The 22489-nt window shown below is 69.4% G+C and carries 19 protein-coding genes and 1 tRNA gene; 8 read left to right on the top strand and 12 right to left on the bottom strand.

The features are described 5' to 3' along the window. Positions 1 to 124 precede the first annotated feature (124 nt). A complete protein-coding gene (locus AC1AYX_RS05730) occupies positions 125 to 1312 on the top strand; it encodes a nucleoside hydrolase (protein WP_476502597.1) in 1188 nt (395 codons plus the stop codon). 10 nt (positions 1313 to 1322) lie between these two features. On the opposite strand, the gene AC1AYX_RS05725 is transcribed toward AC1AYX_RS05730, so the two are convergent. The 6 genes from AC1AYX_RS05725 to AC1AYX_RS05700 form a co-directional block, all read right to left on the bottom strand. Next, complete coding sequence (locus AC1AYX_RS05725) at positions 1323 to 2114, bottom strand: isoprenyl transferase (protein ID WP_476502596.1); 792 nt, start codon at positions 2112 to 2114, stop codon at positions 1323 to 1325. A 5-nt stretch (positions 2115 to 2119) separates the two neighbouring features. Beyond that, positions 2120 to 2935 carry a DNA repair protein RecO gene (gene recO / locus AC1AYX_RS05720; protein WP_476502595.1) on the bottom strand — a complete coding sequence of 272 codons (816 nt, stop codon included), beginning with the start codon at positions 2933 to 2935 and terminating at the stop codon, positions 2120 to 2122. A gap of 113 nt (positions 2936 to 3048) precedes the next feature. Beyond that, positions 3049 to 4797, bottom strand: a complete 1749-nt coding sequence (locus AC1AYX_RS05715) for an alpha/beta hydrolase family protein (RefSeq protein WP_476502629.1) — start codon at positions 4795 to 4797, stop codon at positions 3049 to 3051. A gap of 68 nt (positions 4798 to 4865) precedes the next feature. Beyond that, on the bottom strand, positions 4866 to 6086 hold the full coding sequence (ispG, locus tag AC1AYX_RS05710) for a flavodoxin-dependent (E)-4-hydroxy-3-methylbut-2-enyl-diphosphate synthase (RefSeq protein ID WP_476502594.1): 1221 nt from the start codon (positions 6084 to 6086) through the stop codon (positions 4866 to 4868). Further along, the gene (gene dxr, locus AC1AYX_RS05705; protein ID WP_476502628.1) at positions 6086 to 7267 is read right to left on the bottom strand and encodes a 1-deoxy-D-xylulose-5-phosphate reductoisomerase; all 1182 of its coding nucleotides are present in this window, start codon (positions 7265 to 7267) and stop codon (positions 6086 to 6088) included. The genes ispG and dxr overlap by 1 nt, the downstream gene beginning before the upstream one ends. Continuing rightward, on the bottom strand, positions 7267 to 9114 hold the full coding sequence (locus tag AC1AYX_RS05700; protein WP_476502593.1) for a DivIVA domain-containing protein: 1848 nt from the start codon (positions 9112 to 9114) through the stop codon (positions 7267 to 7269). The genes dxr and AC1AYX_RS05700 overlap by 1 nt, the downstream gene beginning before the upstream one ends. A gap of 139 nt (positions 9115 to 9253) precedes the next feature. Between AC1AYX_RS05700 and AC1AYX_RS05695 the strand changes: the two genes are divergently transcribed. Continuing rightward, positions 9254 to 9327: transfer RNA gene (locus tag AC1AYX_RS05695), tRNA-Val, on the top strand. Between the two features lie 60 nt (positions 9328 to 9387). On the opposite strand, the gene AC1AYX_RS05690 is transcribed toward AC1AYX_RS05695, so the two are convergent. Together AC1AYX_RS05690 and AC1AYX_RS05685 are read right to left on the bottom strand one after the other, a co-directional pair. Further along, positions 9388 to 9804: a DUF3052 domain-containing protein gene (locus tag AC1AYX_RS05690; protein WP_476502592.1), complete on the bottom strand. Its 417-nt coding sequence runs from the start codon at positions 9802 to 9804 to the stop codon at positions 9388 to 9390. A gap of 124 nt (positions 9805 to 9928) precedes the next feature. After that, positions 9929 to 10816, bottom strand: coding sequence for a YlbL family protein (locus tag AC1AYX_RS05685; RefSeq protein ID WP_476502627.1), 888 nt, complete (start codon positions 10814 to 10816; stop codon positions 9929 to 9931). 110 nt (positions 10817 to 10926) lie between these two features. Here AC1AYX_RS05685 and AC1AYX_RS05680 point away from each other — a divergent pair, with 110 nt between their 5' ends. Beyond that, on the top strand, positions 10927 to 12597 hold the full coding sequence (locus AC1AYX_RS05680) for a zinc-dependent metalloprotease (RefSeq protein WP_476502591.1): 1671 nt from the start codon (positions 10927 to 10929) through the stop codon (positions 12595 to 12597). Here AC1AYX_RS05680 and AC1AYX_RS05675 read toward each other — a convergent pair whose 3' ends face one another. Further along, positions 12598 to 14121: an ATP-dependent helicase gene (locus AC1AYX_RS05675; protein ID WP_476502590.1), complete on the bottom strand. Its 1524-nt coding sequence runs from the start codon at positions 14119 to 14121 to the stop codon at positions 12598 to 12600. Positions 14122 to 14208: 87 nt separating this feature from the next. Between AC1AYX_RS05675 and AC1AYX_RS05670 the strand changes: the two genes are divergently transcribed. Together AC1AYX_RS05670 and AC1AYX_RS05665 are read left to right on the top strand one after the other, a co-directional pair. After that, on the top strand, positions 14209 to 16218 hold the full coding sequence (locus tag AC1AYX_RS05670) for a phosphotransferase (RefSeq protein ID WP_476502626.1): 2010 nt from the start codon (positions 14209 to 14211) through the stop codon (positions 16216 to 16218). A gap of 101 nt (positions 16219 to 16319) precedes the next feature. Continuing rightward, complete coding sequence (locus AC1AYX_RS05665) at positions 16320 to 16544, top strand: DUF3107 domain-containing protein (RefSeq protein WP_034530082.1); 225 nt, start codon at positions 16320 to 16322, stop codon at positions 16542 to 16544. A gap of 26 nt (positions 16545 to 16570) precedes the next feature. On the opposite strand, the gene AC1AYX_RS05660 is transcribed toward AC1AYX_RS05665, so the two are convergent. Continuing rightward, positions 16571 to 17455 (bottom strand): PHP domain-containing protein, encoded by an 885-nt coding sequence (locus AC1AYX_RS05660; RefSeq protein ID WP_476502589.1) that lies wholly within the window; start codon positions 17453 to 17455, stop codon positions 16571 to 16573. Positions 17456 to 17583: 128 nt separating this feature from the next. Here AC1AYX_RS05660 and AC1AYX_RS05655 point away from each other — a divergent pair, with 128 nt between their 5' ends. Further along, positions 17584 to 18495 (top strand): SPFH domain-containing protein, encoded by a 912-nt coding sequence (locus AC1AYX_RS05655; RefSeq protein WP_476502588.1) that lies wholly within the window; start codon positions 17584 to 17586, stop codon positions 18493 to 18495. A gap of 36 nt (positions 18496 to 18531) precedes the next feature. Further along, a complete protein-coding gene (locus tag AC1AYX_RS05650) occupies positions 18532 to 19518 on the top strand; it encodes a D-2-hydroxyacid dehydrogenase (RefSeq protein ID WP_476502587.1) in 987 nt (328 codons plus the stop codon). A 55-nt stretch (positions 19519 to 19573) separates the two neighbouring features. On the opposite strand, the gene AC1AYX_RS05645 is transcribed toward AC1AYX_RS05650, so the two are convergent. Further along, positions 19574 to 20425: a patatin-like phospholipase family protein gene (locus AC1AYX_RS05645; RefSeq protein ID WP_476502586.1), complete on the bottom strand. Its 852-nt coding sequence runs from the start codon at positions 20423 to 20425 to the stop codon at positions 19574 to 19576. A 140-nt stretch (positions 20426 to 20565) separates the two neighbouring features. Then, positions 20566 to 21360, bottom strand: a complete 795-nt coding sequence (gene murI / locus AC1AYX_RS05640; protein WP_476502585.1) for a glutamate racemase — start codon at positions 21358 to 21360, stop codon at positions 20566 to 20568. 165 nt (positions 21361 to 21525) lie between these two features. Here murI and dapF point away from each other — a divergent pair, with 165 nt between their 5' ends. Next, positions 21526 to 22422 carry a diaminopimelate epimerase gene (gene dapF / locus AC1AYX_RS05635; RefSeq protein ID WP_476502584.1) on the top strand — a complete coding sequence of 299 codons (897 nt, stop codon included), beginning with the start codon at positions 21526 to 21528 and terminating at the stop codon, positions 22420 to 22422. Positions 22423 to 22489: the final 67 nt, after the last annotated feature.

The raw sequence follows: 22489 nt of genomic DNA, 5'->3' as shown, positions 1-22489 counted from the left end.
TCGACCGCGGATATACGACGGCGTGCTCTCCCCCAGTCTACCGAACGACAAAGCCCCCTCTGACGAGGGGGCTTTGTCGTTCGGTAGACTGGTCGGCATAGCCATCATGGGAGGGGACGATCATATGGACATCGACCATACGGCCTGCAGGACCCGCGTCGTCGCGTGCGTGGATACGGGCGTCGACGACGCGATGGCGCTCGCGTACCTGCTCGCCTCGGCGGGCGAATGCGAACTGCTCGGCGTGCTCGCCGGCTACGGGAACGTGGACGCGGCCACGGCCGAACGGAACACGCGGATCGTGCTCGACCTGTTCGGCGGGCACGACGTCCCCGTGTTCCGTTCCTCGACGCATCCCTCATGGGCGGACGCGTTCATCCCCGACGCGGGATGCGCGCAGTTCCATGGGGCCGATGGGCTGGGCGGGACCGTCGGCGCGGCGGCGGCCGACCCGTCCGAACCGTCGGTACCGAAAGGCGCGATCGTGTCCGTGGGCGGCTACCGGACGGACGACCCGCATGCGAATCCGGCGGCTCCGGCCTCGCCGGCAGCCTCCCGTCCCGTCGCCAGATTATCGTACGGCCGCCCCCACCGGCCCACGTCCACGGCCTACGCCGGCCTGGACGCGGACGGGGACGGCATCGACTTCCTCATCGACGCGGTGCGCATGTTCGGCCGCCGCGTGACGGTGCTCTCCACCGGGCCGCTCACCGACGTGGACGCGGCGATCCGACGCGCGCCGGACATCGCCCCGAGGCTCAGGCTCGTGATGATGGGCGGCACGCTCACCCAGCCGGGCAACTGCTGGGACGCGGTGGCCGAAACGAACATCATCCAGGATCCGGAGGCCGCGGACCGCGTGTTCCATTCCGGCGCGGACGTGACGATGGTCGGCCTCGACGTGACGCACCAGTGCCTGCTGCCGCGGCGCGCGGTCGCCCGATGGCTCGACGCCGGAACCGACCGCGGCCGGTTCCTCGCGCGGATCGCCGGATTCTCCATCGCCGCGAACCGCAACGCCGATCCGAAGCTCTTCGCGGCCGGCATGCCGTTGCACGACCCGCTGGCCGCGGCGGTCGCCCTCGACCCGACGTTGGTCTCCACGTTCGACGTCGCCCTGCGCGCCGAGACGGCGACCGGCGACTTCACCGGCGTGCGCGGACGCACCACCGGCGACCCCGTGGGGCTCGTCACGCCGGACGTGCCGCGCGTCCACGTCGCCCTCGGCGTGGACGCGGATCGTTTCGTCGGCGAGTTCACCGACCGTCTCGCCATGATGTGCGACGCCCGGCCGTTGCTGAGGTACCTCTGACGCCCCTAGTTCACTTCTTCACGCCACCGAACCTGCGGTCGCGGTGGATGTAGTGGTCGATGGAGCGCCACAGGACCTCGCGGCCACAGTCGGGGAACAGCTCGGGCACGAAGTCGAGCTCGGCGTAGGCGGCCTGCCAGGGCAGGAAGTTCGAGGTGCGCTGCTCGCCGGAGGTGCGGATCACCAGATCGCAGTCGGGCACGTCGGGCAGGTAGAGGTGGTCGGCGATCATCTTCTCGGTGACGCGGTCGCCGCTGATCTTCCCGTCGCGCACGTCCTTCGCGATGGCGGCGCAGGCGTCGGCGATCTCGGCGCGGCCGCCGTAGTTGATGCAGAACACCACGTCGATGACCTTGTTGTGCTTCGTGCGCTCCTGCGCGACCTCGAGCTCGTCGATGACGGACTTCCACAGCTTCGGACGGCGGCCGGACCAGCGCACACGCACGCCCCACTCGTCCATCTGCGCGACGCGGCGGTGGATGATCTCACGCGAGAAGCCCATGAGGAAGCGCACCTCCTGCGGGCTGCGCTTCCAGTTCTCGGTGGAGAACGTGTACAGCGACAGGTAGCGCACGCCCGCCTCGATCGCGCCGGCGATCGTGTCGAACACGACCGGTTCGGCGGCCTGGTGGCCGTTGGTGCGGATCATGCCGCGCTCCTTGGCCCAACGCCCGTTGCCGTCCATGATGACGCCCACGTGGCGGGGCACCTTGCCCTTGGGAAAGTCGGGGATGCGGGAGGGGTCGGAGAAGGGGGCCGCCGGGATGTTCAGCGACGTGTAGTCCACGTTTTCGAAAGCCATGTCTGTCAATCTAGCAGTCGCATGGAACGTAGCGGGCGCTCGAGATAGTACTCGGCCCAATCCTCCACGAGACGCGCGGTCTCGGGCAGGAGCCCGCGGCCGTCGAGCTCCGTCCAGTCGCCGTCGGTCAGCGCCTCGAGCTGGGCGAGCGCGAGCGGCGTGATGCACTTCGCCTCGGGCGTGTGGTCCTTCGCGCACATGAGGCCGCCGGCGGGGATGGACAGGTACACGCCGGCGGAAAGGCCGCCCGTGAAACCGTCCGTGAAACGTTGCGGCTGCTGGGTTTCCGCCGTGCCGCCTTCCGTGGAACCGCCTGTGAAACCATCCGTGAAACGCCGTTGCCCGCAGACGACGCACGCGTGCAGGCGCGGCGACCAGCCGGCGAGCGCGAGCGCGCGCATCACGTAGGAGGCGGAGATCTGGTCGGAGGCGTGCGCGTGCTTGGCGAGCGCGTTCAGCGCGCCGATGAGCAGCCGGTATTGGCCGGCCACGCGCTCCTCCTCCGCGCCGACGATCTTGTCGGCGGTCTCGACGATCACGTTGGCGGCCGTGTACGCGTCGTAGTCGGCGCAGATCGGTTCGGCGTAGGCGGCGACGGATTCGGCCTGGGAGACGACGTCGAGCGAACGTCCCTGCGCGATGAGCAGGTCGGCGCGCATGAACGGTTCGAGGCGTGCGCCGAAGCGTGATTTGACGCGGCGCACGCCTTTGGCGACGGCGCGGATCTTCCCGTGGTTGCGGGTGAGCAGGGTGATGATCCGGTCGGCCTCGCCGAGTTTCGCGGTGCGCAGCACCACCCCTTCGTCTCGATACAGCGGCATGGTTCCCCATTATGGTGCGACGTGTGACCGGCGACGTGCGGCCGGTCCCGGGACACCCCCTCAGTCGGCTTCACCGACAGCTCCCCCTCAAGGGGGCGCCGGAGAACAACGAATCAGTAGACGAAGAGGCCCCAGAAGGCGAAGAAGAAGAGGACGTGGAGCATGGCAGCGGCGGTGAGCCAGAACAGGACGCGTCCGAAGCGCGTGTCGGCGAGCACCGGTTCGCGTCCGGTCACGATGCCGTGGATGGCGTCGCGCCGGGGCGGCCAGCGCAGCACGCCGCGCCGGGAGGCGACTTCGATGAGCCGGGCGAACACGCGCGACCACGCCCAGACGACGAGCGTGCACACGATCTCGATGACCGGCCAGCTCCACCAGATCATGCCCGGCTCCTCGTCGGGCGCGGCACCCCAGGCGAGTCTGACCACGGCCATGACCACCTGGCCGAGGCCGGCGGCGAACAGGAGGAGCGTCGCCATCGTGGTGACGGTGAGCGTGACGAGCGCGTTGCCGAATCCGTGCCGGAATCCGAGCCCCGGGTAACGCACGCCCCGATTGCGCCGCCGCAGCCGAAACGCGATGCGCCGGCCCAGCGCGATAAGCCAGGCGACGAGCGTCGCCAGCAGCAGCACGAGCATGCCCGCGTGCAGCACCGTGCCGTAGATGGTGAGCGAGCGTCGCGGCGTGAGGTCGTCGGGCACGGCGATCGACTGGTAGATCGTGTCGCCGGCGACGCGCTCCGATGTCTGGCGAAGTCCCGCGGCGGTGCCGGACGCCCAGGCGATCACGTCGTCCACGTAAGCATCGGCGAATTTGGTGCCGGTCTCCGCCTCGTCGCCGAGCCGCAGCACGTGGTTGGCGACCGGGTAGCTGCGTACGGTCACGTCCTTGTTGCCGGCCGCGTGGGCGAGGGCGAGCATATGCGTGACGCCGTCGACCTGCGCGGTCATCACGTCCTTCGACCCGTAGGCGATGAGCGTGGGTATCGCATAGGCGGACGTCTCGGGCAGGTCGAGGTCGAAGTTGTGCAGGCCGAACAGCGCCGTGTCCGCGTTGAACACGCGGCGCACGATCGACTGGTAGCCGTCGTTCGCGCCGACGAGCGCGAAGTCCTGGGAGACGAAGAAGCCGAGCGAGCGGCGCGGCGTGAACACCATCGGCGACAGGAGAATCTGGAACGCGACGTCCGGATCGTCGGCGAGCAGGTATTGCGAAATCCACGTCGATTCGCTGGTCGCGTAGATGCCGACCTTGGCCGCGTCCACGTCGCTCCGCGCGCGCAGCAGGCCGATCGCGGCGTCGTAGACGCGCGCGGAGGCCGGATAGTCGCGCGTGATGTCCGTGGTGGACCAGACGGGCTTGTCGATGACGGCGGTGACGAAACCGGCCGAGGCGAGCGCCGTGGCCATGTCGCCGAACGAGTTGTAGGCGGTGCCGAAGCCGGCGCCGTGCATGAACACGATGCCGGGGCGTTTGCCGGCCGCGCCGGCCGGTCGGCGGATGAGCACGGTCACGTCCTGCGTCTCGCTGTCGCCGTCGCCGTGCACGCGCCACGTCGAGTCCGCGGCGGCGTCGACCTTCACCCGGCGTGCGCCGCCGACCTGCGTGCCGTCGCGGCGCACGGTGATGGAGACCGCGGATTCCTTCACGTCGTACGCGCCTTCGCCGGCGGCCGTCGCGGTGCCGCCCGACGCGCCGTCGAACGTGACGGACGTGTCGTCGGTGAGCGTCGCGACGGTGCGTCCGGTCGGTTCGTTGTCCCACGGCACGGTGGTGAGGTTCGACACGGAGACGAGCAGGCCGATCAGGATGATGAAGATCGGCAGGCTGACGGACAGCCTGCGCCATCGCGACCACGGCATCTCCCGTGTCGCGTCAGTGCTGTCCGATGCATGCTCGTCGCGCGTCACACCGCTCCCCCGCGTCCGGCTCAGTGGCCGGGATGCTGGATCGGCACGACGACCGGGCCGGTGGAGCCGTCGGGCACCTGGCCCGCGGCCTCCATCTTCGCGGCCATGTCGTTGGCGATCTCGAGCAGCGTCTCGACGATCTGGTCCTCGGGCACGGTCTTGATGACCTTGCCCTTGATGAAGATCTGGCCCTTGCCGTTGCCGGAGGCGACGCCGAGGTCGGCCTCGCGCGCCTCGCCCGGGCCGTTGACGATGCAGCCCATGACGGCCACGCGAATCGGCGCGGTAACGTTCTTGAGGCCGTCGGTCACGGCGGAGGCGAGCTGGATGACGTCCACTTGGGCGCGGCCGCAGCTCGGGCAGGAGATGATGTCGAACTTGCGCGGGCGCAGGCCCATGTATTCGAGCAGCTTGCAGCCGACCTTCACCTCTTCGACGGGCGGGGCGGAGAGGGAGACGCGGATCGTGTCGCCGATGCCTTCGGCGAGCAGGGCGCCGAACGCGAGGCACGACTTGATGGTGCCCTGCCACTGCGGACCGGCCTCGGTGACTCCGAGGTGCAGCGGCCAGTCGCCCTTGGAGGCGAGCAGGCGGTAGGTCTGGACCATCGTGATCACGTCGTGGTGCTTGACGGAGATCTTGAAGTCGTGGAAGCCGACGTCCTCGAACATGTGGGCCTCCTTCAACGCGGAGGCGACGAGCGCTTCGGGGGTCGGCCCGCCGTACTTGGCGTACAGCTCCTTGTCGAGCGAGCCGGCGTTCACGCCGATGCGCAGGCTGATGCCCGCGTCGGTCGCGGCCTTGCAGATGTCAGGGCCGACCTGGTCGAACTTGCGGATGTTGCCCGGGTTGACACGCACGGCCGCACAGCCGGCGTCGATCGCCTGGAACACGTACTTCGATTGGAAGTGGATGTCGGCGATGACCGGGATCGGCGACTTGCGGCAGATCTCGGGCAACGCGTCAGCGTCGTCCTGGCTCGGGACGGCGACGCGCACGATGTCGCAGCCGGCGGCCGTGAGCTCGGCGATCTGCTGGAGTGTGGCGGGCACGTCCGCGGTGAGCGTGTTGGTCATCGACTGCACGGAGATGGGTGCGCCGCCACCGACCGGCACCGGGCCGACCATGATGCGGCGGGATTTGCGGCGCGGGTGGAGCGGCGACTCGCTGGTCAGCTCGACCGGGTCGCCGGTCTTGCGGAACGGTTTGTTGACGGGGTTCACGGTATTCAACGTATTCATCACTGCTTGTCTATCAGCTCGTCGGCCTTGGCGCGGGCCTCGCGTTCGAGCTGTTCCATTTCCTCCACGTCACGGAACAGCGGGTCGCCGCGCAGCTCGGCGTCCATCAGGTCGAGCACGGCCCTGACCGTGTCGACGATGCCGAGGTAGGGCAGGCGATGCTCGAGGAACGCGTGCACGGCCTGCTCGTTGGCGGCGTTGAGGACCGCCGTGTGCTTCTCGGAGGCGTTGAGGCAGTGGCGCGCGAGGGAGACGGCGGGGAACGCCTCGTCGTCGAGCGGCTCGAACGTCCACGAGGCGGCCTTCGTCCAGTCGCACGCGGCGGCCACGTTCGGCATGCGCGCCGGCGCGGACAGGCCGAGCGCGATCGGCAGGCGCATGTCCGGCGGGGAGGCCTGGCAGATGGTCGCGCCGTCGACGAATTCGACCATCGAATGGACGATGGACTGCGGGTGCACGGTCACGGCGACGCGTTCGGGCGGGATGTCGAACAGTCGGGACGCCTCGATGACCTCGAGGCCCTTGTTCATCAGCGTGGACGAGTTGATGGTGACGACCGGGCCCATGTTCCACGTCGGGTGGTTGAGCGCCTGCTCGGGCGTGATATCGGTCATCTGGTCGCGTTTCATGCCGCGGAACGGGCCGCCGGAGGCGGTGACGACGAGGCGCGCCACTTCGGCGTGCGTGCCGGAGCGCAGCGACTGCCAGATCGCGGAATGTTCGGAATCGACCGGGTTGATCTGGTCCTCGCGCGTCTGCGCGCCGAACAACAGGTGGCCGCCGGCGACGACGGACTCCTTGTTGGCGAGGGCGAGCTGCGAGCCGGCCCTCAGCGCGGCGATCGACGGTTCGAGGCCGATCGAGCCGGTGATGCCGTTGAGCACGACGTTCGCGCCGGAGCCGGCCATCGCGATGACCGCGTCCGGTCCGGCCTGCACCTGCGTGTGCTTCGCGCCGGCCTGCTCGAGTGCCTCGCGCAGCGCGGCCGCCTTCGTCTCGTCGAAGACGGCGACCTGCGGCACGTGGAACTCGGCGGCCTGCCGCGCGAGCAGGTCGATGTGCGCGCCGCCGGCGGCGAGGCCGACGACGGTGAAACGTTCGGGGTGGCGGGAGATGACGTCCAGTCCCTGGGTGCCGATGGAGCCGGTGGAGCCCAGGATGACGACGGTGTTGCTGTGGATCACTGCTGCTTCTTTTCGTCGTTGCCGAGACCCGGGAACGACAGGTTGGGGATTTCGAGGTTGCCGTCATCGGTGGACAGCAACGAGAACGGATTGGCCTGGACCGCGGGGGCCGGGGCCGGATTGGCCTGGACCGGCGCGGCGTGGGCCGCATGCGCCGCGTGCGACGCGCGGGTGGGCGCCGGCGCGGGGGCCGCGACCGGAGCCTGCGAGGACGTCACGGACGGGATGTCGAGGCGCGGCATCTGCGGCGTGAACGACGGCGCGTCGATGGCCGGGAACTCCTGCGAGACCGCGGCCATATGGGCCAGGGCGGCCAAAGAGCCGGTGGTGGGCTCAGGTTCGGAGGCCGCGGCGGGGGCAGGGACGGTCGTCTCGTGGGTCGCGGGAGCCGCGGCCACGGGAGCGGGCTGCGCGACCGGCTGCGCGGTAGCCGCGACGCTGATCGGCTGGGTCGGGTACGTCGACGGCGCCGGCTGCACCGGCTGCGCGGAGACCTCGATGGGCGCGGCTGCGGGAGCCGCGGCGGTCTGGGCGGGCGCGAAGGACGGTGCGGCCTGCACCGGAACAGTCTGCACCGGAGCGGGCGTCACGACCGGAGCCGGAGTCACCGGTTGCGCCGCATGCACCGACTGCACGGACGGCGTGAAGGAGACAGGCTGGGCGACGGGGGCCGCCGGCTCGACCGGAGCCGTCTGCACCGGCATCGTCTGTACGGGAACCGTCTGGACCGGGACCGTGGCCTGCGCGGCGGCCACCGGCTGCACCGGAACCGTCTGTACGGGAGCCGTGGCCGGAGCAGGCGTCACGACCGGCGTGACCGCGGGGGCGACCGCCGGCGTAGACGCGGCCGGGGCGACCGGCGTGGACGCGACGGACGCCGCGGCGGCGTTGCCGGCGAGCACGACGGACGGCGAGGCGACCGGCGGCTCGGGCGACGGGGTGAACAGGCTCTGCTCGGCCTGGCTCAACGCGTCGAAGCTCTCGGCGCGGGCCGCGGCGTCTCGAGCCGGCACGACGGGCGCGGACGCGGCCTGTGCCGGGGCCGCGGCGACGGGCGGGGCGGGCGCGACGGCCGGCGGCGCGTAGCTCTGCGGCGCATCGGAGACGTCGGCCTGCGGCGCGGCCGGACGCTGGTACTGGGCGTCCGGGGAGAACAGCGGGGCGACGCCGTCGACCGGCGCGGACACGGAAGCGGAGGCGTCATCGTCGCCGGTGGTGATGTAGTCGGCGATGCGGGCGAAGGATTCGAGACGGCTCAGCAGCTGCGCGCACGTGTTGAGGAAGTAGTCGACCTGGCGCTCGTCGTAGCCCTTCTTGCCCTTGCGCTGCGTGAACACGGAGTTGGAGACGAAGTCCGCGGTGATCTTGTCGAGGTCGCCCACGTCCTTCTTGGATACGCCGTCGAGCCCGAGCTCGGAGGCCGCCTTGTCGGCGATCTGGTCGGAGAGCCTGTCGACCTGCTTGCGGTCGTAGGAGGGGGTGCGCGGCTTGCCGGAGCCGAAGCGTTCGCCTTCGGCGCGGTCGAGATGCTTGACGATCTCGCGGTACAGCTCCTCCGTCTTCGCCTTCCACGCGATGCGCCCGTGCTGGGAGATCTCCCACGTGGTCTGCTTGTCGACCACGGCGCGTTCGAGGCGGGCGAGCGCCGCGTCCACCTGGGCGACCTCATAGCCGCCGCGGGTCAGATCGAAGGACACGTTCTGGATGTCCCGCTGCGTCAGCTGGGCGCCGTCGCTGTCGTACAACGCGTGCGCCCGCTCCAGAAACGCGTCCACCTGGGCGGGGTCGTAGCCCCACTTGCGCTTGCCTGCCCTGGGGATTCCGGCTTCGGATTGCTGCGCCATGGGCTATCAACCTCCTAGAGGAACGAACGGTACTGTCAGTCACCTTACGTGATTGTTGGGACGCGGCCGGGCGCCCGGACCCCCGCGTGCGGCCGTCTTCGCGTGTTTCGCCGGGGGTTACGCTATGGTGTTGCGGTGCGGGCGATTAGCTCAGTCGGCTAGAGCGCCACCTTTACACGGTGGATGTCGGGGGTTCGAGCCCCTCATCGCCCACAATCGACCGAAGAGGCTTGGAATCATGCGGATTCCAAGCCTCTTCGTCGTATCAGGCCGTCAGCGGCCCTTGCCGTAGGCGCGCAGATGGATGCCGTTCCAGTCGGGGCTCACGGTGATCGGCGTGGCCGCGTTCATGCCCGCGGTCTTCGCGGCGGACTGCACGGTGCTGGAGCTCGCGGCGCCGTCGCGTCCGGGCTTCGGGGTGAGCACCCACAGCGGACCGTCGTCGCCGAGCACGGCGTACGCGTCGACGATCGTGTCGGACAGCTCGTCCTCGTCGTCGCCGTCCCGCCACCACAGAATCACGCCGTCCACGGCGGAGTCGTAGTCCTCGTCGACGAGATCCTGCCCGGTCAGATTCTCGATCTTCTCACGGATCGTATCGTCCACGTCGTCATCCCACAGCCATTCCTGCACGATGTCGCCGGGTTTAAACCCAAATTCCTCAGCGTTCTGTGATGCGGTTTGATTCACGCAGACCACAATACCAACACACGGCGAACAGGAGCGTTAACAAACGGGGAAAAATGAGACGGACGCGCGGCGAGACGCGCATGGCGGCGGTCGGCGCGACGCCGCGCGCGCCCGCCCCGCCGCCTCACTTCGCCACGCAGTGCGGCAGGGACTCCCCCTTGCCCTCGCCGATGGCGACAAGCGCCGCGTACGCCTCGTCGAGCGTGGACACGCTCACGTCGCGCAGCCCGTCCGGCACGTGGCCGACGACCTCGTTGCAGTTGGACTTCGGCGCGAGGAACCAGGTGGCGCCGTCGCGTTTCGCGCCGATCATCTTGAGCCGGATGCCGCCGATGCGCCCGACCTTCCCCTTCGCGTCGATGGTGCCGGTGCCGGCGATCGTCCTGCCGCCGGTCTCGTTTTCCGGGGTGACCTTGTCGATGAGGCCGAGCGTGTACATCATGCCGGCGGACGGGCCGCCGATGTCGTCGACGTGCATCGCGACCTTCATGCCGGACACGTCGACGCCCTTCTTCTTCAGGAAGCGCTTCGCCGCCTTCACGGCGTCATCCTGCGAGGAGGTCATCTCCTTGCTCGTCTCCTTGCGGTACTCGTCGGTGGTCTGGCCGGCCGGCACGACCGCCTCGCGCGGCGTGACGACGCGCTGCGGGTCGAGCCACGACCAGATCACTTCGGCGTTGGTCAGCGGATAGCCGGGCACGCCGTTCGCGGAGATCGTGACGAGCAGGAGGCGGCCGGAATCCTTGTGCGTGGCGATGCCGGTCACGCCGATCACCTGGGAGGCGTCGCCCTTCCCGGACGGGACGGCGCCGAGCACGTCGCGGGTGGGTCCGGGCCATTCGGTCGCATACGCGCTCGGCAGGCACAGCGTCACCGCGCACAGGATGACGGCCGCCGCGCCGGCGAACCACCGGGGCGAGCGGGAGCGGACGTAGCGGACGAGGCGCGCGGGCGCGGCGCGCAGGGAGCCGGCACGCGGGGAACCGGCGTTCGGGGAATCGGGGAAAGGCATGGGCATACCGCGCATCATACCAGCGCACGCTTTGCGCGAAACATGCCCGGGACACCCTAATATGGACGGCAGGAAACGCAACCCGACGGCGACAGACAAGAGGATCCGATATGGACGAGAACGCAATCCACGAGTGGCTGATCAAATGCTTCGGCCCGGTGCAGGGCGAGATGGCGTGGCAGCAGATCTCCCAGCTGCCCGATTCGATCCGCGAACAGCTGATGAGCCAGGATCCGAGCACCCTGCCGAACCCGGCGGAGGTGCAGCAGATGATGGCCGCGTTCACCGCGGGCGGCCTCAACACGATGGGCGACATGAACCAGGTGGTCGAGGAGGGGCCGATCAACGTGAAGCTCGCCCGATCGCTCGCCCTCCAGCAGGCGAACGCGGACGGCTCGCGCACGAGCGTCACCGCCGCCGAGGGCGCGGCGGTGCGCCGTGCGATGAGCGAGGCGAACCTGTGGCTGGACACGGCGTGCGAGTTCGATCCGGCACCCGGCGAGCCGCAGGCGCTCACCCGCGCCGGCTGGGTGGAGGACACGCTCGACGCGTGGGCGAAGTTCGCCGCGCCGGTCGCCTCCTCGATGGGCGAGGCGCTCGCCTCGGTGATCTCCGAACGTCTCGGCGGCGCGTTCGACGGCGAGATCGCCGGCATGTTCGCCGGCCCGGTGCCGATTCCGATTCCAGACGGCATGAAGGACCCGAAGCAGCTGGTCAAGCTGCTCGGCAACACGTCGTTCGCGATGCAGCTGGGGCATGCGGCCGGCTCGCTGAGCCGCGAGGTGCACGGCGGCTTCGACCAGGGCATCGCGCTGCTGTCGAACCCGGCGGGCGCGCTGGTCGCGCAGAACGTCGAGGAGTACACGAAGCAGCTCAACGGCGGTTCCGGCGCCGCCGATGCCGGAACCGCGGACGGCAACAGCACCGGCGCGGGAGCCGCGTCCAACCCGATCGGCTTCACGTCGGCGAAGCCCGCCGACCATCCGGCCTCCGACCCCGAGACCGAGGCCCTGTTCGACGACATCGTGCGCCCCGACCCGATTCCCGCCGAGGAGGTCATGGCGTTCCTCGCCCTGCGCGAGGTGGCGCATGCGCGCCTCTATTCGGCGGTGCCGTGGCTGATGCCACGCTTCGAGGCGCTGATCGGCAAGTACGCGCGCGGCATCTCCATCGACCTGGACGCGATGGAGGAGCAGCTGCGCGACGCGGGCGCGCTCGACCCGGATTCGATCTCCGGCGCGGTGAACCTCACCAAGGTCGGCATCCCGGACACGCCGGAGCAGCGGGAGGCGCTGGCCGCGCTCGAATCCCTGCTCGCGATGGTCGAGGGCTGGGTGGACTGCGTGGTGTGGCGCGCCGGCATGGCGCACATCCCGCATATCGAGCAGCTGCGCGAGATGATGCGCCGCGAACGCGCGACCGGTGGCCCGGCCGAGCGTACGTTCGAAAGCCTGCTGGGCCTGGAGCTGCGCCCGAAGCGCATGCGCGAGGCGGCCGGCATGTGGGAGATGATCACCTCCGCGGAGGGCGTCGAGGCGCGTGACGCGAAATGGTCGCACCCGGATCTGCTGCCCGTGCTCGCCGGCGACCACGGCACGGCCGCGCAACCGGGGGCCACGGGGACCACGGGCGACGCGGATTCCGGCAAGGACGGCGACGGCAAGGGTGGTCCCGACGGCAAGGGCGAATCCGGCTCCACCGGCACCGACTGGGATGCGGAGCTCTCGAAGCTGCTCGGCGAGGAAGGCGACGGCCCCTCGGACGTTTCCTCGGCCGAATGATCAGCTGAGGAAACGGCTCAAGCGACGGTACTGGGAGCCCATGCCGTCCTTGGACCGGGCGTAGGAGACGTGGAGCGTGTCCTCGGCGCGCGTGATCGCCACGTACATGAGGCGGCGCTCCTCCTCCAGTTCATCCCCCGGCTGGGGCGAGCCGTAGGGCATGAGGCCCTCCGAACAGCCGATCACGAACACGTGTTTGAACTCGAGGCCCTTCGAGGCGTGCACGGTGGACACGGTCACGCGCCCCAGCTTCGCCGCGAGCCGGCGGGCGTCCTGGGCCTCGTCGTGCTCGCGCAGCGTCTCCGCCATCGCGAGCCGCGCGGCCATGTCCATGTCCGCCACCGGCGAGGCGGACGCCCAGCCGTTGTCGCGCTTCACCCGGTAGCCGATCCCCGCATGCCGCAGCGCCGCGCAGCATACGGCCTGCTGCGCGTTGATGCGCGTGAGGATCGCGCAGTCGGCCGGGTCCTCCCCCTGGTCGATGAGCCGGCGGATGCGCATGACCACGCCGCGCGCCTCCTCATCGTCCGTCTCGTACACGGTGCGTTCGATGCGCCGGCCGCCCTCGCGCGCCGAGATCAATTTCAGATACTCGTGCCTCACCGGCGAGGCAGCGAGCACCCGGTTCGCGTAGGAGACGATCTGCGGCGTGGAACGGTAGTCCGTGTTGAGGGAGATGTCGGCCGAAAGCGGTTTGAACTCGTCGGCGAAGGCGAGCAGGTCGTAGCTGGACGCGCCGGCGAACGAGTAGATCGTCTGCGCCGGATCGCCCACCACGCACACGTTGCGGTTGTCGCCCAGCCACAATCGCATCAGACGGTGCTGCAGCGGCGAGACGTCCTGGTACTCGTCGACGGTGAGCCATCCGACCGAGCGTCGAATCGCGGCGGCCGCCTCGTCGAAATCCTCGATCACGTGGCACGCCATCAGCAGGATGTCGTCGAAATCCATCTCGCCGCGCGACGTCTTCTCCCGCTCATACGCGTCGTACACGTCGGCGAACCGGTCCGGTTCGAGGCCGGCGGGGCGGCAGCGGCCGGTGACGGCGGCGACGCGCGTCGCCTGGTCCGGCGCGACGAGCGAGATCTTCGCCCAGTTGATCTCGTCGCGCACCGCGCGCACCGTCGTGTCGTCCTCGTCCACGCCCGCGTCGACGCGGCGCAGGGCGCGCGCCGTGATGTCGCGGGCGTCCTCGACGAGCCGCGGGAACGGCGCGTCGCACACGTCGGTCCACACGCGGCGCAGCTGGCGCAGCGCCGTCGCGTGGAACGTGGACGCCGTGACCTGCTCGCCCACGCCGAGCGACGCGAGACGCACGCGCATCTCGGCGGCCGCCTTGACCGAGAACGTGACGGCGAGCGTGCGCGACGGGTCCCACGCGCCGGTCGCGCACGCGTGCGCGATGCGGCGCGTCACCGTGCGCGTCTTGCCCGCGCCGGCGCCCGCGACGATCCGCACCGGACCGTCCAGCGCGGTCGCCGCCGCCGTCTGCGCCTCATCCAACCCGTCGAGCAGCCTGTCCATGCCCTCATTGTGGCACACCGCGCGGCGGGCGGGCGCGACGCGGTCGGCGTGTACTAATGTGGGAGTGTGACAGAACGTAATGAACTGATGCTGGCGGCCCTCACCTCCGCCGCCCTGCCGTCCGTCGTCGTGGCCGGCGTCTTCCCGGGGATGACGCATGCGGACGGCGTCGACCAGGCGCAGGTGCGTGACGTGACCGGCAAGACGTACGACGTCTACGCCTCCAACACCGAGGAGGGGCGGCGGAAGCTCGCGGCGAGGGTCAAGGCGGCGAGGACGCTGGCCGAGGCCCGCGATCCGGGCGGGCTGGGCTTCGCGCTCGACCGCGTGCTCGGCTTCGCGCCCGGCACGGACCCGCAGGGCGCCACCGGCGACACGGCCGTCATGGTGGCGATGCATCAGGACGGCGTCGAACGCGACCTCAACTTCCTCACCTTGGACGACTGCGCCGCGATGGGCACGGCGATCGGCGCGATCCACCGGCTCAACCCGTCGTTCCTCGGCCCCGCCGGGTACCCGGCGTATGCCACCGGGCAGATCCGCGCGCAGCTGACCGCGTGGATCGCACGCCTGAAGAACGCGGGCCATGTGCCGCCGGAGATCACCTCCAGCTGGTCGAAGATCATGGAGACCGAGGGCCTGTGGTCGTTCAACACGTGCATGGTGCACGGCGGCTTCGAGGACGGCGACGTGCGCTTCAGCGGGTCGACGATCACCGCGATCAACAACTGGCAGAACATGCAGGTGAACGATCCGGCGCGCGACCTGGCGTGGATCTTCTCCAAGCTCGACGAGGCCCACCGCAACGCGGTGCTCACCGCGTACGGCCGCATGATGGGCAACCGTCTCGACGGGCTCATCATGCTGCGCGCGAACCTGTGGGTGCAGATGGAGCAGGTCGGCGACTTCATCCAGGCGGTCAAACGCGCCGACTCGCAGCAGATCATCCGGTTCAAGGCGCAGGTGGACCGTCTCGCGCACCAGCTGTCGCTCGCCGCGCGCGCCGCCGAGCCGAAGCCGGCGTCGTACCGTCCGGGCGCCCGCCGCGCCGGCGCGCCGGCGGTGGACGAGGGACGGGAGAAGCCGCCGTCGACGATCACCGTGGGCACGCTGCTCGAGGCCGGCGAGCGCCGCCGAGCCGCCGCCGAGACGGCCGCGGCCGCGACGCGCGCCACGGCGGGCGAGACGGACAGCACTGGTTCGGCCGATATCGTCGCCGCCGGCGAATACGCGCCGGGCGGCGCGGACGCGGACGACACGTCGCGCACGCCGATCAGGTCGGCGGGGGCGTATGCGCCGGCCGGCGCGGACGGCTCCGACTCGTCGGCCACGATCGCGCTGCGGCAGGGGCCTCAGGGTCCCGTGAGCGGAAACGCGGACGCGAGCGCGAATGTGACGGATGCGGACTCCACGGCGACCGAGACCTCGAACGACGGACGCCGCACCGTGGGCGGCATGCAGATGCCCCCCACGATCGCGCCGATCAATCCGCTCTCCCGCACGGCGACGCCGGGGGCGGCCGCCGTGCACGTGGACGGGCCCCACGACGAGGCTCACGCTGACGGGGCGTATGAGCCGCCGGCGGACACGTCCGCGACCGTCGTGATCCCGCTGCTCGAACGTGAGGAGCGTGCGCTGCGCGACGCTCGCGCGGGACTCGAGCTCGAGGATGCGACCTCCGACGACGCGCCGCAGGCGGACGGCGAATACGTCCCGCCCGCGGCCGACGGGACGCCGCGGATCGTGGCGGAGCCGGAGGAGACGGACGACGCCGGCCTTGGTTCCGGCACCGGCGACGGCGAGGACGCCGACGAGGCGATCGACGACACGCCGTCGGTGACGCCGATGGTCGTGGCTGCGCCGTCGGTCGCGATGGTCGCCTCCACCGGCATGGTGGCCGCCGGCGAGGCGCGGGACGCCGAGCCGACGGGCGAAACGGATGAAGCCGAACCGGGCAACGGCGAAACGAATGAAGCCGAGACGTCCGAAGCCGAATCATCCGAGGCCGCCGGCGAACCGGATGACGAACCCGACGACGACACCGGCGAGGCCGTCACCGTGCCCGACGAGGCGCGGGACGCCACGCCGACGGCGTAATCACGCCCGTCCGCCGCGTCATGCCGCGGCGGACGGGCACAATGGAACATCGACGACCACAATCGCACACGAATCACACGAATCACACACAAAGGAGCAACATGGACATCGAACTGGGCATCCGCAACGTGGCGCGCACCGTCACCTTCAGCACCGAGGATTCCGCCGACCAGGTGAACGAGACCATCGCCAAGGCGCTGGACGCGCACCAGCCTGTCGTCCTCACCGACGACAAGGGCCGCCGCATCATCGTGCCGGCCGACGCGCTCGGCTATGCGATCGTCGGCTCGGAGACCAAGCACGCCGTCGGTTTCGGCGCGCTGTGACCGTGTGACCGGACGCGGCGCGGTCCTTACCGCCACAGGGGGATCGCGCCGCGTTCGACGATGCGGCGCACCGTCGCCTCGTCGGTGAGGTTCTCCCCCAGCAGGTTCGGTTTGCCGGCGCCATGCCAGTCCGAACCGCCCGTGACGAGCAGCCCGTGCGCGTTCGCGATGGCGAGCAGGCGTGCGCGCTGTTCGGGCGGGTTGCCGCGATGCCACACCTCGAGCCCGTCGAGTCCCTCTCCGATGAGCCGTTCGATCTGCTCGTCGGAGAGCAGCCGACGGTTGCGGCTCAGATCGCCCGCATGCGCGATGACGACCACGCCGCCCGCCTCGTTCACCGCACGCACCACCTCGTGCGTGGTCGGCGAAGGCGTGGGGATGTAGTACTTCGAATCGGCGCTCACCGCGTCGGCGAACGCCTCCGAACGGTTCGCGTACACGCCGGCCGCCACCAGCGCGTCGGCGATGTGCGGGCGGCCCACCGTCGTCCGGCCGCCCTCCTTGACCTGCGCCATCACCGACTCCCAGCTGATCGGATAGTCCTCGGCGAGACGCGCGACCATGCGTTCGGTGCGCTTGAGCCGGGCCTCGCGCGTCGCCGCGAACAGGCGCGTGATGTGCAGGTTGCGCGGATCGTACTGGTAGGCGAGCATGTGCACCGACACGTCCTCGTCGCACGCGGTGATCTCGCTGCCGCGCAGCAGCGGCAGCCCCTGCGCCTTCGCCGCCTTCTGGGCGCTCTCCCAGCCCGCCGTCGTGTCGTGATCGGTGATGGCGACGCCGACAAGCCCCCGCTCCCCCGCCTCGGCGAGCATCTCGGCGGGCGTGCGCGTGCCGTCGGAGAACACGGTGTGGCAGTGAAGATCCCATCCCTGCTTCGGTGGTTCGGTGGGCGCAACGTATCCAGTCATACGTTCTATCGTAACCCGGGCCCGGAGGCCTCCCGCACATCGACGTGCCCGCGCCGCGCTGGTAGAATCGACGGTACTGGGCCATGTGACTAACGAAGGTCACGGCACAACGGAAAGGAAAACAGAAAATGATAGGCGCGGTATTGGGAGGCGTGATCATCCCCATCGTGGTGGTCGTACTCGTCCTCGTGTTCTCGTCCATCTTCATCGTCCCGCAGCAGCAGGCGTACATCATCGAACGGTTCGGCAAATTCCAGTCGGTGCAGTTCGCCGGCATCCACATCCGCATCCCGTTCGTCGACCGCATCGCGATGAAGACGAACATGCGCGTCAACCAGCTCAACGTGCAGCTGGAGACCAAGACGCTCGACAACGTGTTCGTCACCGTCGTCGCATCCACGCAGTTCCGCGTCAACGCGCAGAACGTGGCCACCGCCTACTACGAGCTGCGCGACCCGGCCGGCCAGCTGCGCTCCTACATGGAGGACGCGCTGCGTTCCGCCATCCCCGCGTTGACCCTCGACGACGCGTTCGCCCGCAAGGACGACGTCGCGTTCGACGTGCAGAAGACCGTCGGCAACGAGATGAGCCGCTTCGGCTTCACCGTCGTCAAGACGCTCATCACCGCCATCGACCCCTCGCCGCAGGTGAAGAACGCGATGGATTCGATCAACGCCGCCCAGCGCGAGAAGGAGGCGACGCGCCAGCGCGCCGAGGCGCAGCGCATCCAGATCGAGACGCAGGCCGCCGCCGAAGCCGAGAAGACGCGCCTGCAGGGCGAAGGCCAGGCGAACTACCGCCGCGAGATCGCCAACGGCATCGTCGACCAGATCAAGAGCCTGCAGGCCGTGGGCATGAACATCAACGACGTGAACAACGTGGTTCTGTTCAACCAGTACCTCGACGTGATGCGCTCGCTCTCCGAATCCAGCAACGCGAAGACCGTGGTGCTGCCCGCCTCCACGCCCGGCGGCTACCAGGACCTCTACGAGCAGGTCACCAAGGCCATGCTCACCGCCTCCGAGACGCAAGGCAAGTAGGAAAGCCGACGGACCTGCGATGCCTACAATGACGGTATGAGCGAAAGCACCGAATCCGCGAAGACCATCATCAACTGCCTGCCGCTCAGCGACGCCGAACGGCAGGCTTTCATATCCGCCGCGCCCGGCGTGCGCCAGGAGTTCGTCGGCAATCCGATCGAACGCGGCACGATGACGTGGAAGGCGCGCGTCCCCGCCGGACTGCGCCACGCCGCCACCGCCGTCATCGGCAACATCCCGCCCGCCGAGGCCCGCGACTATCCGCGGCTCGAATGGCTCCAGACATGGAGCGCCGGCGTCGACAAATACGTCGCGCCCGGCGTCCTCGCCGACGGCGTCACCGTCACCAACGCGACCGGCGCCTACGGGCAGACCGTCGGCGAACACCTGTTCGCGATGATGTGGGCGCTCATGCGCAACATCCCCGCCTACGCGCGCCAGCAGGACGAGCGTCGCTGGCACGACCTCGGCCGCGCGCTCACCCCGGCCGGCGCGACCGTCCTCGTCGTCGGCACCGGCGACATCGGCTCGCATTTCGCGCGGCTCGCCAAGGCGGTCGGCGCGCGCACGGTCGGCATCCGGCGCAACCCCGCGAAACCCGCGGACGGCATCGACGAGATGCACGGCTTCGACGAACTCGACGCGCTGCTGCCCGACGCGGACGTGGTCGCGCTCGCCGTGCCCGCCTCGCCGGACACGGACCATCTCATCGATGCACGCCGGCTCCACCTGCTCAAATCCACATGCGTGCTGCTCAACGCGGGACGCGGCAACGCCGTCGACCCGCGCGCGCTCGCCGCCGCGCTCTCCGAGGACCAGTTGCACGGCGCCGGACTCGACGTGACCGAGCCCGAACCGCTGCCGGCCTCGAGTCCGCTGTGGGACGAGCCGCACTGCCTCATCACCCCGCACGTGGCCGGCGGCAACCATCTGGAGGTCACCGAGCGGCGCATCATCGCCATCGCGTTGGAGAACGTGCGGCGCTACGCGGCCGGCGAACCGCTCGCCAACGTGCGGCGGTAGGCGACGGTAGGCGACGGAGGAGCGGTAGGCGTGAAGGCGTTCCTCGCGACCGCGTTCAGCTCGCGAGGAACGCCTTCACCGACGATTCCGCCGCCGCATACCCCTTGCGGTACATCATCTCCAGGCCCTCGAAGCTCTTCCTCAGGGTGTTGAGGCCATACAGGTCCTCCGGCGCGAGGATGAGCACGCGGCCCTCCGCCTCGTAGCGCTTCGCCAGCTCGATCTCGTCGTTGTACGTCTTGTAGCGCATGCGCAGACGCTCGGCCGCCTCCGGATACGTGCGCTCGAGGATACGCGCCGGCGCGAGGTCCTTGCGCTGCTGGCGCACCTCGTCGCGCAGACGCGACAGGATGAGGATCACGCGGTCGTAGCCGTCGTCCAGCGCCTTCTGGACCGGCACCGGATCGGCGATGCCGCCGTCGTAGTACGGCACGCCGTCCACCACGTACGGCTCGCACGCCACCGGCACCGCGGACGATGCCTTCACCGCGTCGAAATCGTCGAAGCGGATGCGCGACTTGTCGAAGTACTTGGTCGAACCGTCCTGAGCGTTGCAGGCGACCACGGTGAAGCCGGTCGGATTCGCCTCGAACGCGTCGAAGTCCACCGGATACTCGCCGTCGTGGTTGCTCAGCGTGCCGTAGATGTAGTCGAGGTTCGCGAAATTATGGTTCTTGAAGAAGCTCTCCGCGCTCGCATACTCCTTGCGGAACGCGAACTTCGTATAGAACGTGTGGTTGCGGCCGTGCTGGCGCGCGATGAACGAGGTCATGTTCGCAGCGCCCGCGGAGACGCCGTAGCACATATCCACGTCGATGCCCTCCTCGAGCATGTAGTCCATCACGCCGCATCCGAAGATCGCGCGGAAGCCGCCGCCCACGTCGATCATCGCCGTCCTGTTCGCCATGTCATTTCCCCCTTGCGTTCCGTGATCCGTCAGGCCGACACTACGCCACAAGCCGGGACATCCCCGTGGTTATTGGACAGGCGGAGCGGAACCGTCGCAACGCGGGATGGTTCCGCTCCGTCTCACGTGATTCACGCGATTCACGCGTGCAGCAGCTCGCGCGACAGCGCGGCGATGCGCTCCGACGGGTCGGAGTTCGCGAGCTCCACGCCGCCCTCCGCCGATTCCGGCGCGAGATGGCCGAGCGATTCGAGCACGACGCCCAAGTGCCGCACCGTGCCCTCGTTGCCGTCGATGACGGCCGCACGCTCGGGCAGAAGCTCGCGGAAGTAGTCGCGGTAGAACACGAAATGCGTGCAGCCGAGCACCACCGAGTCGATGCGGTCGAGGTCGTACTGGTCGAAGTAGCCGTGCAGCGTGCGCATCACCAGATCATGGTCGCCGAGCCGCCCCGATTCGACGATCTCCACCAGATCGGGGCACGGCTCCTTATAGATCTCGTTGTCCGAGTCGAAACGCTCCATCAGCTTCGCGAACTTGCGCTCGCGCAGCGTCAGCGGCGTGGCCGCCACGATCACGCGCTGCGGGATGTGATGCGGGTCGGAGGGCACGTCGCCGCGGTCGCAGGCGATCTTCAACGCCGGCTCCATGCCGATGATCGGGATGTCGTACGCCTCACGCAGATCGTTCACCGCCGCGGACGTGGCCGTGTTGCACGCGATCACCACCGCCTTGATGCCTTGTTTCACGAAGCGTTCCACGATCGCGAAGCTCAACGCCTTCACCTGTTCCGGCGATTTCACGCCGTACGGCGCGTTCGCGGAGTCGCCGAAGTAGAGGACCCGCTCGCGCGGCATGTCGCGCACGAGCTGGCGCACCACCGAGATGCCGCCCAATCCGGAATCGAACACGCCGATCGGCGCCGTCGAACTCATCGCCATCCTCCTTGCCGTTCCCATGGTTCCCGTAAGGCGTTCCGCGGTCGTTCCCGCCGGTCGTTTCCCGTCGGCGTCCGCGACGCGTCCACTGCCGTCCCAGCGTACTCGCGCATGGCGAACAGCGCGGGGCCCGGGGCCGGCGCGACGGGTATGCTGGCGTGCATGAGCATTCCGCAGCATGTCACCAAAGCGCACGCCACCGGCAACGATTTCGTCGTCTACCTCGACCGCGAGGGGCGGTTCGAACCCACCGAGGAGGAGGTGCGCTTCCTCACGGACCGTCATTTCGGCATCGGCGGCGACGGTCTCATCCGTCTCGCCCATCCGCGCGACGTGTCCGATCTGAGCGGCGAGCAGATCGCCGACTGCGAGGCGCACGGCGCTGAATGGTTCATGGACTACCGCAACGCCGACGGCTCGCTGGCGGAGATGTGCGGCAACGGCACGCGCGCCATCACCCTGTTCGCGCAGCGCGAGGGCCTGTTCGACGGCGACGTGTTCCGTCTCGGCACGCGCGCCGGCGTCAAGACCCTCACCTCGCTCGGGAAGGTCGAAGGCCTCGGCGAACACGTGTTCCGCGTCGACATGGGCGCGTGGCGGCGCGGCGAGACCGACGCGTACGAGGTCACGATTCCCGGCACGCCGGGCGCGGCCCGCGGCACGTTCGTCGACATGGGCAATCCGCACGTCGTCGCCGTCATCGAAGACGCGTTCTCCACGCTGCCGACCGTCGAGGCGCTCGACCTCGTCACGAAGCCGGTCGTCGCGCCCGTGATCGAATCCGACCAGAACGTCGAATTCGTGCGTATCGACGACATCGACGACGACGCGGACGACCTCGGCGAGGCGACGATGCGCGTCAACGAGCGTGGCTGCGGCGAGACGCTGTCGTGCGGCACCGGACTGTGCGCGACGGCGATCACGCTGCGCGCGAAGACCGGCGTCGACCATTGGCTCATCACCGTGCGCGGCGGCACGTTGCGCGTCGACGTGAGCGACACGGACGTGACGCTCACCGGCGACGCGACGATCGTCGGCGACGTGACGTTGGCGCGGTGAGTCGCGCCACGCACGACGCGATACGCACGACGATACGATACGTTCGATAAGGCATTTGATAGTCGAC

The organism is Bifidobacterium sp. LH_419, from assembly GCF_056356955.1.
Note: the sequence above shows the minus strand (reverse complement) of the source record. Positions and strands in the feature narration are given on the sequence as shown.

Bases quoted from the DNA above. Each gene is read 5' to 3' on its own strand.
- dapF (WP_476502584.1), top strand. From the start codon at position 21,526: ATGAGCATTCCGCAGCATGTCACCAAAGCGCACGCCACCGGCAACGAT.
- ispG (WP_476502594.1), bottom strand. From the start codon at position 6,086: ATGAATACGTTGAATACCGTGAACCCCGTCAACAAACCGTTCCGCAAG.
- murI (WP_476502585.1), bottom strand. From the start codon at position 21,360: ATGAGTTCGACGGCGCCGATCGGCGTGTTCGATTCCGGATTGGGCGGC.
- AC1AYX_RS05665 (WP_034530082.1), top strand. From the start codon at position 16,320: ATGGACATCGAACTGGGCATCCGCAACGTGGCGCGCACCGTCACCTTC.
- AC1AYX_RS05655 (WP_476502588.1), top strand. From the start codon at position 17,584: ATGATAGGCGCGGTATTGGGAGGCGTGATCATCCCCATCGTGGTGGTC.
- AC1AYX_RS05685 (WP_476502627.1), bottom strand. From the start codon at position 10,816: ATGCCTTTCCCCGATTCCCCGAACGCCGGTTCCCCGCGTGCCGGCTCC.
- AC1AYX_RS05660 (WP_476502589.1), bottom strand. From the start codon at position 17,455: ATGACTGGATACGTTGCGCCCACCGAACCACCGAAGCAGGGATGGGAT.
- AC1AYX_RS05650 (WP_476502587.1), top strand. From the start codon at position 18,532: ATGAGCGAAAGCACCGAATCCGCGAAGACCATCATCAACTGCCTGCCG.
- AC1AYX_RS05670 (WP_476502626.1), top strand. From the start codon at position 14,209: ATGCTGGCGGCCCTCACCTCCGCCGCCCTGCCGTCCGTCGTCGTGGCC.
- AC1AYX_RS05675 (WP_476502590.1), bottom strand. From the start codon at position 14,121: ATGGACAGGCTGCTCGACGGGTTGGATGAGGCGCAGACGGCGGCGGCG.
- recO (WP_476502595.1), bottom strand. From the start codon at position 2,935: ATGCCGCTGTATCGAGACGAAGGGGTGGTGCTGCGCACCGCGAAACTC.
- AC1AYX_RS05730 (WP_476502597.1), top strand. From the start codon at position 125: ATGGACATCGACCATACGGCCTGCAGGACCCGCGTCGTCGCGTGCGTG.
- AC1AYX_RS05645 (WP_476502586.1), bottom strand. From the start codon at position 20,425: ATGGCGAACAGGACGGCGATGATCGACGTGGGCGGCGGCTTCCGCGCG.
- AC1AYX_RS05725 (WP_476502596.1), bottom strand. From the start codon at position 2,114: ATGGCTTTCGAAAACGTGGACTACACGTCGCTGAACATCCCGGCGGCC.
- AC1AYX_RS05715 (WP_476502629.1), bottom strand. From the start codon at position 4,797: ATGCCGTGGTCGCGATGGCGCAGGCTGTCCGTCAGCCTGCCGATCTTC.
- AC1AYX_RS05700 (WP_476502593.1), bottom strand. From the start codon at position 9,114: ATGGCGCAGCAATCCGAAGCCGGAATCCCCAGGGCAGGCAAGCGCAAG.
- AC1AYX_RS05680 (WP_476502591.1), top strand. From the start codon at position 10,927: ATGGACGAGAACGCAATCCACGAGTGGCTGATCAAATGCTTCGGCCCG.